Source organism: Pseudanabaena sp. 'Roaring Creek' (genome assembly GCF_001402795.1).
Taxonomy (GTDB): Bacteria; Cyanobacteriota; Cyanobacteriia; order Pseudanabaenales; family Pseudanabaenaceae; genus Pseudanabaena.
Map to the genome: position 1 here is coordinate 1 of NZ_LIRE01000620.1, position 791 is coordinate 791.

The following is a 791-nucleotide window of genomic DNA, read 5'->3' on the forward strand; positions in this document are numbered from 1 at the left end:
TACTTGTCCCGTTGCATCCGTATGCTGCTGGTAGAGCTTTCTCACATCCTCAAGGGTAAAGTTACTCAAGGTAAAGGAGCGCACTTTGATATTAAAAGGGCTGGAGGTATTTAGGCGATCGCTCCCCCCAGAAGCATATTTATAATCCCGCACATCGCGCATCCCCACCAAGGCAACTGACTGCGGAAATCCCTGTGGACGATTGGGAAATCCTGAGCGAATCTGGCGCAACACAGAAATCAAAGCCTTATCACTGAGGGCATCAATCTCGTCTAAAAACACGACTAAAGGGCGTAATGACTTTCTCGCCCATGTACTTAAAAACGAGCCAATCTGACGACCAGCTTCTCCCGTATTCCAAGCGGGTGGCTGCAAATCAGGAGGTAAGCGAAATTGTGCCGAGTCTTTCCACTCATCTAAAATTGCTTTTTCCGCTAAATCAGGCTCATCCGAAAAAACTGCTCCCACCTCTAAGGAAAGCATCACCGCCGTATATTGTCCGCTAGCCGTTAACTCTTGGGCAAGTGCCAACATTGCTGTAGTTTTACCCACTTGCCTTGGCGCATGAATGACAAAGTAATTTTCTTGAGCAATTAGCTGTTTGATTTCAGGCAAGCGCTCTGTAGCTGACAGCATGTAGTGAATGCCAGGCTTACAAGGACCAGCAGTATTAAACCATTTGGGCATAACGACAACTAAACTAACGGGCAGATACCCCTTCAATATATCGCAACGCGCCAAGCAAAATCCTGAAACCTTGAAAACACGTTAGCTTAACTAAGTATAAATAC

The 791-nt window shown here is 46.3% G+C and carries 1 protein-coding gene; it reads right to left on the minus strand.

Going from position 1 to position 791, the window contains the following annotated elements; all coding sequences use genetic code 11:
* The coding region (locus AC805_RS16830; protein WP_156341442.1) for an ATP-binding protein at positions 1-687 on the minus strand (687 nt) is incomplete at its 3' end.
* Positions 688-791: the final 104 nt, after the last annotated feature.